This is a genomic window from Photobacterium pectinilyticum (genome assembly GCF_024357955.1).
Taxonomy (GTDB): domain Bacteria; phylum Pseudomonadota; class Gammaproteobacteria; order Enterobacterales; family Vibrionaceae; genus Photobacterium; species Photobacterium pectinilyticum.
This window is the reverse complement of record NZ_JANEYT010000053.1, coordinates 24,502-31,178: the sequence shown is the minus strand read 5'-3', so window position 1 is coordinate 31,178 and position 6,677 is coordinate 24,502. Positions and strand designations below refer to the sequence as shown.

General features: G+C 44.2%; 5 protein-coding genes. All 5 read right to left on the bottom strand.

Annotation, left to right across the window (positions count from 1 at the left end):
- Positions 1-180 precede the first annotated feature (180 nt).
- Entirely contained in the window at positions 181-1,527 is a 1,347-nt protein-coding gene (glmM, locus tag NHN17_RS18540) for a phosphoglucosamine mutase (RefSeq protein WP_255044119.1), read from the bottom strand.
- A 148-nt stretch (positions 1,528-1,675) separates the two neighbouring features.
- On the bottom strand, positions 1,676-3,037 hold the full coding sequence (gene glmU / locus NHN17_RS18535) for a bifunctional UDP-N-acetylglucosamine diphosphorylase/glucosamine-1-phosphate N-acetyltransferase GlmU (RefSeq protein WP_255044118.1): 1,362 nt from the start codon (positions 3,035-3,037) through the stop codon (positions 1,676-1,678).
- Between the two features lie 86 nt (positions 3,038-3,123).
- Positions 3,124-4,233 carry a UDP-N-acetylglucosamine--undecaprenyl-phosphate N-acetylglucosaminephosphotransferase gene (wecA, locus tag NHN17_RS18530; RefSeq protein WP_255044122.1) on the bottom strand — a complete coding sequence of 370 codons (1,110 nt, stop codon included), beginning with the start codon at positions 4,231-4,233 and terminating at the stop codon, positions 3,124-3,126.
- A 66-nt stretch (positions 4,234-4,299) separates the two neighbouring features.
- Positions 4,300-5,220, bottom strand: coding sequence for a UTP--glucose-1-phosphate uridylyltransferase GalU (gene galU / locus NHN17_RS18525; RefSeq protein ID WP_255044117.1), 921 nt, complete (start codon positions 5,218-5,220; stop codon positions 4,300-4,302).
- A gap of 279 nt (positions 5,221-5,499) precedes the next feature.
- On the bottom strand, positions 5,500-6,666 hold the full coding sequence (locus NHN17_RS18520) for a nucleotide sugar dehydrogenase (protein WP_255044116.1): 1,167 nt from the start codon (positions 6,664-6,666) through the stop codon (positions 5,500-5,502).
- Between the last annotated feature and the right edge of the window lie 11 nt (positions 6,667-6,677).

The following is a 6,677-nucleotide window of genomic DNA, read 5'->3' as shown; positions in this document are numbered from 1 at the left end:
GCTGTCTCCATTTGAATGAAAACAAAATCATACGTTTCGGGAAAGCTTAATTGAATGTGGGGTTTATGACGCGCTTACTTTCAGCCATGACCAAAAGCCCAAAAAATTTATGAACCTTAAACGCAAAAAGGGCGATACACCTAAGGAATATCGCCCTTCAAAAAATATATAACTTTCGAATTAAGCTGCCTTCACAGCCTCGGCAATATGCTCCGCCCACTGCTGTGCCATATCTGCCGATTCTGCTTCAACCATCACTCGGATTAGAGGCTCGGTACCAGACTTACGCAGCAAGATACGGCCTTTCGGTGTGTCAGTACCCACTTCCATCGCGTTCTCGGCTTTAATCACGGCGTTTTTCACCAGCTCAGATTCAAGCGGCTGGTTGTCGCCACTGAAGCGAACATTGATCAGCACCTGCGGCATCATTGGCATACCTGCCAACAGTGTATCTAATGTATTACCGCTGCGCTGAATGACTGCCAATACTTGCAATGCTGCAACAATCGCATCACCAGTGGTCACCAAGTTACGACAAATGACATGGCCTGAATTCTCACCACCTAGCCACCAGTTGCGCTCAAGCAACTGCTCCATCACATAGCGGTCACCCACGTTAGCACGGACAAACGGAATACCCAGTTTAGCCAGCGCCACTTCAAGGCCCATGTTGGACATCAAAGTACCTACTACGCCACCTTTCAGCTGACCATCAATCAATGCTTGCTTAGCTAGAACAAAAAGGATTTGGTCACCATCGGCTTCGTTACCTTTACTGTCGACCATCATGATACGGTCGCTATCACCATCAAGGGCAATACCCAAGTCAGCTTTATGTTCAACAACAGCCTTTTGAATAAGCGCCATTGATGTGGCACCGCACTTGTCATTGATATTCAAGCCGTTTGGCTTGTTACCAATCGCGATGACTTCAGCACCCAACTCACTGAATACCGACGGAGCAATGTGGTATGCCGCACCATTGGCACAGTCGACCACAATCTTCATGCCCGCCAATGATAGTGCTGACGGAAAGGTGCCCTTACAAAACTCAATGTAACGGCCAGCCGCATCGTCCATACGACGCGCTTTACCCAACAAATCAGACGATACGCATTCGATGTCTTTATCAAGCTCAGCTTCAATCGCCAGCTCAACCTCATCCGGCAGTTTCTCACCACTTTCCGAGAAGAACTTAATACCATTATCGTAATATGGGTTATGAGAAGCACTAATCACAATACCGGCTTCCGCACGGAATGTTTTAGTTAGATACGCCACCGCTGGGGTTGGGATAGGCCCGGTCAAGATAGCGTTGATCCCTGCCGCCGACAGACCTGCTTCTAGCGCAGACTCAAGCATATAGCCTGAAATACGGGTATCTTTACCAATGATCACTTTCTTGGTGCCCTGGCGAGAGAGAACACGACCTGCAGCCCAGCCAAGCTTCAGTGCAAAATCAGGGGTAATTGGGTACTCACCCACTTTGCCGCGCACACCATCAGTGCCGAAATATTTTCTAGTCATTCGTTTGTATCTCTGAATTATTTTTCTGTATGTATGAAGTATTCTTACGTTGGATAGCCTTGCTCTTGAATAATGATTGCTAGTGAGTAGCTTTATGAGTGAGCAAGCGTTCTAACTGATAAATTTCTAGCGAGTCGTTTCTATCGTGTTATTTGATTTTTACTGGACGCTGCCAGTCATTTTTAACCTTCGGTGCGACACGGGTGATCACCAACTCGTTTTCACCAACATTCTTATTTACCGTCGAACCCGCACCGATGGTCGCGCCATTAGCTATGGCTACCGGGGCGATCAACTGGCTATCTGAACCAACAAAAACATCGTCGCCAATGGTTGTCTTAAATTTATTGGCACCATCATAGTTGCAAGTAATCGTACCGGCACCAATGTTCACTCGCTCACCGATTTCAGCATCGCCTAGGTAAGTCAGGTGGTTCGCTTTAGAGCCTTGGCCCAACGTTACTTTCTTGGTTTCAACAAAGTTACCAACGTGGGCATCATTTTTAAGCTCAGTGCCAGGACGAAGTCGACTGAATGGACCGACGGTACACGCCTCACCAATGATCGTATCTTCAATAACACTATACGGACGGACCAACGTATTATCAGCAATAGCGCAATTCTTCAGAATCGAACCGGCACCTACGATAACGTTATTGCCCAGAGTGACATTACCTTCAATTACCACATTGATATCAATATCAACATCAGTTCCACACTGCAGTTGGCCACGCAAGTCAAACCGACTTGGGTCTTTAAGCATCACACCTTGTACCAGTAACTTTTCAGCTTGCTTTTCTTGATAGGCACGCTCAAGTTTTGCCAGTTGAACACGGTTATTAACCCCTTCAACTTCAATCGCATCGACTGGATGTACCGCCTCAATCGCCCGCCCTTCATCGTGAGCGAGGGAAATAATATCTGTCAGATAGTACTCACCCTGTGCGTTATCATTGCTGAGCATTGAAAGCCATCGCTTCAAGTCTTTACCCGTTGCCACTAACACACCGGTATTGACTTCATTAATTTGCTTCTGCTCTTCAGAGGCATCTTTTTGCTCAACAATGGCAACCACAGGGCCGTTTTTACGAATAATGCGACCATAGCCTGTTGGGTCATCCAACACGACGGTCAACAAGGCAATGCCACCAGTCGGCTGCGCTTCAAGCAAGTTGTTCAACGTCTCCGAGCTAATCAATGGTACATCACCATATAACACCAACACCTTCTCATCATCAGAGAAGTGTGAGGATGCTTGATCAACAGCATGTCCAGTTCCAAGTTGCTCAGCTTGAAGCACCCAGTTAGCATTTTGATTAGTCAGCACCGATTGCATCATGTCACCACCGTGGCCATATACAAGGTGCAACTGGTTAGCATCGAGTTCACGACAAGCATCCATCACATGGGTAACCATAGGCTTACCGGCAAGGGTATGTAATACCTTTGGCAGGTTTGAGTACATCCGGGTCCCTTTACCCGCGGCTAAAATGACAGCACTAAAATTCATTTAAAACTCCAAATAAAAAAATGCTGCGACTTTTTAAAAGTCACAGCATTCAAAAGTTAAAACTACCGCAAAAATATTATTTCGAATTATTTTTCAACGTTGGCTTGAGTGGCTTCCATATTGAAGTCAATTGGCTTATTGGTGCCAAACAACTTGTGAATAAACGTCGTAATACGCCAAATATAGCTAATTACGAAGAAATACACACCGAAGGTACATAAGAAAGCAATGAACATCACCGACTCGCGTACATCATTCAAATCAGCCCATATACCAATAGCGGCCATAATGGTTGCCAAGCTACAAATCAATACCAATGACTGACGCGATGAGAAGCCAATGCGCTGACAGATATGGTGTAAATGCTCACGATCAGGCTTAAATGGCGAGTGACCTTTACGGATACGGCGGATCATAATCGTGACCATATCCATAAGTGGAATAGCTATCAGCCACAATGCCGTTACGGGTTGGAAGGCATAAGCTCCCGCTTCTTGTGAACCACGAATCAACATCCATACCACAGCAAAGCCGATGAACATACTACCAGCATCACCCATAAAGACCTTAAAGCGGCGACCTAGAGGGATACCCAAGTTCAACATGATGTAAGGGATAAGTGCCGTCACAATCAACAAACATACTGTTGCTAGGTAAGTATTACCAGAGAAGTAAAACACACCTCCCAACGCCCCAAACGTGACTGACGCCAAGCCACCGAGCAGGCCATCAATACCATCAACCATGTTAAACGCATTAATAGCACCAATCACACCTAAGACTGTGATAACACCACTTAAAAGCGGAGAAAGCATGATGGTATCACTTCCCATCAGGTAACCGAGGTTATGAAGACTATGTTCTCCAATGTAGATCATAGCAAGAGATATCAACGCCTGGACCACAAGGCGGATCTTAAAGCTAAGATCAAAGAAATCATCAAGCGCACCCAAGACCACCAAGATCACGGCACAGCTTAAGAATAAAATCAGATTATTTGAGATCGGCAAAAACAACAGGAAGCTAATCACAATCGTCGATACAACAGAAATCCCCCCAACTAGAGGGATCACACCTTGGTGCAATTTCCTTGCATTGGGTTTATCCACCAAACCAATTCGCTTTGCCACCTTGCGGAATATAAATAGGCTGCAAAACGACAAGATAAAGACAAAAATAAATGCGGTAGTTGTCATCATTAATTCTTATTTAATTGAACAATCAACGGGTAGTTTTCAGTAATAATTAGTTGCAAGCAGATTTTAACTCACCAACTTTAAATTATCACCACTCTTAAAGAGTGACTCTAGATAGGTGTTAAAGTCTTCACCTAAGGCACCATGACGAAGGCCATACTCAACAAAGGCCTTCAAATAACCTAGCTTATCGCCACAGTCATGGGATTTGCCGGTCATATGAAACGCTTCAACGGTCTCTTCAGCCATTAGCATATCAATCGCATCGGTTAGCTGTATCTCATCACCAGCACCAGGAGGAGTAATCGCCAATTTGTCCCAAATTTTCGAAGAAAGCACATAACGGCCAACAACCGCTAGGTTTGATGGCGCATCTTCGGCTGCAGGCTTTTCAACCATTGCTTTCATTGCATGAGATTGGCCGCCTTCAAGTTCAGCACCTTCACAATCTACAACACCGTATTTTGACACATCGGCCATTGGCACAGGTTCAACCATGATCTGAGAAGCAGAAGATTCTTCAAAGCGTTTCACCATTGCGGCCAAGTTTTCGGTAGATTGATCAGCTGTGTATTCGTCAAGAACGACATCAGGCAGAACAACAGCAAACGGCGCATCACCAACAAGAGGCTTGGCACAAAGTACAGCATGCCCCAACCCTTTAGCATGACCTTGACGTACATGCATAATAGTAACATCTGGCGGACAAATAGACTGCACTTCATCAAGCAGCTGACGCTTAACACGTTTTTCCAGCGTCGCTTCCAGCTCGTAAGAGGTATCGAAGTGGTTTTCGATCGCATTCTTGGATGAGTGAGTGACCAGTACAATTTCTTTGATGCCGGCAGAAACACACTCTTTAACGATGTACTGAATAAGCGGTTTATCCACCAACGGCAGCATTTCCTTTGGAATCGCTTTAGTTGCTGGAAGCATACGCGTGCCTAGCCCCGCCACGGGAATGACGGCTTTTGTAATTTTTTTCATCATATTCCTTAATAGAGTTAACGTACCTGTCGCTCTATAGAGATAGGTCCACAATACCAATGTATCTATGCATATTAAAAAGCCGGTAAGCAAAACCTACCGGTTCATGATAATGGCATTGTAAGACAGTATTAAGACAGCCAAATCGAAGGACAAACTGTCTCACAATTGGCTCAGGGTTAAGCCAGCTTTGATTAAGAAGGCGTCTTTTAACGACAAAATCTGAAGTCGTTAATCGTGCAAATAGACCAAACTATTGAAATGGAAACAACTAATAAATTAATCGCTACCAAAAAGATCACGTGTGTAAACTTTATCTGCTACGTCAGCAAGTTCTTCTGCCATGCGGTTAGACACAATCACATCCGACATTGTTTTGAATTGCTCAAGGTCGTCAATTACTGCTGAATGGAAGAACTCTTTTTCCTCAAGCACTGGCTCGTAGACCACAACCTCAATACCCTTCGCCTTGATGCGCTTCATAATGCCTTGGATACTTGACGCTCGGAAGTTGTCAGAACCAGACTTCATGATAAGGCGGTAAACACCCACAGTTTTAGGTTTGCGACTAATAATTGAATCAGCAACAAAATCTTTACGCGTTGTATTTGCATCAACGATAGCACCAATCAAGCAGTTCGGAACTTCTTCATAGTTTGCTCGAAGCTGCTTTGTATCTTTTGGTAGGCAGTAACCACCGTAACCAAATGATGGGTTATTATAGTGATTGCCAATACGAGGGTCTAAACCAACGCCTTCAATAATCTGACGTGCGTCCAAGCCATGAGATTCAGCGTAAGAATCAAGCTCGTTAAAGTAAGCAACACGCATAGCAAGGTATGTGTTGGAGAACAACTTAACGGCTTCTGCTTCAGTAGAATCAGTAAACAGAACTTCGATATCTTCTTTAATTGCACCTTCAACTAACAAGCCAGCAAAAGTCTTTGCGCGCTCGCTTTGCTCACCAACAATAATGCGAGATGGGTGAAGGTTATCAAATAAAGCACGGCCTTCACGCAAGAACTCAGGTGAAAAAATAATATTTTCACAACCAAACTGCTGTTTAATCTGCTTAGTGTAACCAACAGGTATGGTTGATTTAATCACCATAACCGCATTTGGGTTAATTGCCATCACATCTTTAATCACGGCTTCAACAGAAGAGGTATTAAAGTAATGGTTAACCGCATCATAGTCAGTTGGGGTTGCGATAATTACAAACTCTGCATCTTGATAAGCAAGCTGCTTATCTAAAGTAGCTATAAGGTTAAGTTCTTTATTATTTAGATATTCTGTAATCTCTTCATCAACGATCGGAGAAACACGATCGTTTAGCATGTTGACTTTTTCTTCAATAATATCAACAGCGATAACTTCATGGTGCTGAGCTAATAGCACAGCATTTGACAGACCAACATAGCCTGTACCGGCAACTGCAACTTTCATTTTTATCTCTT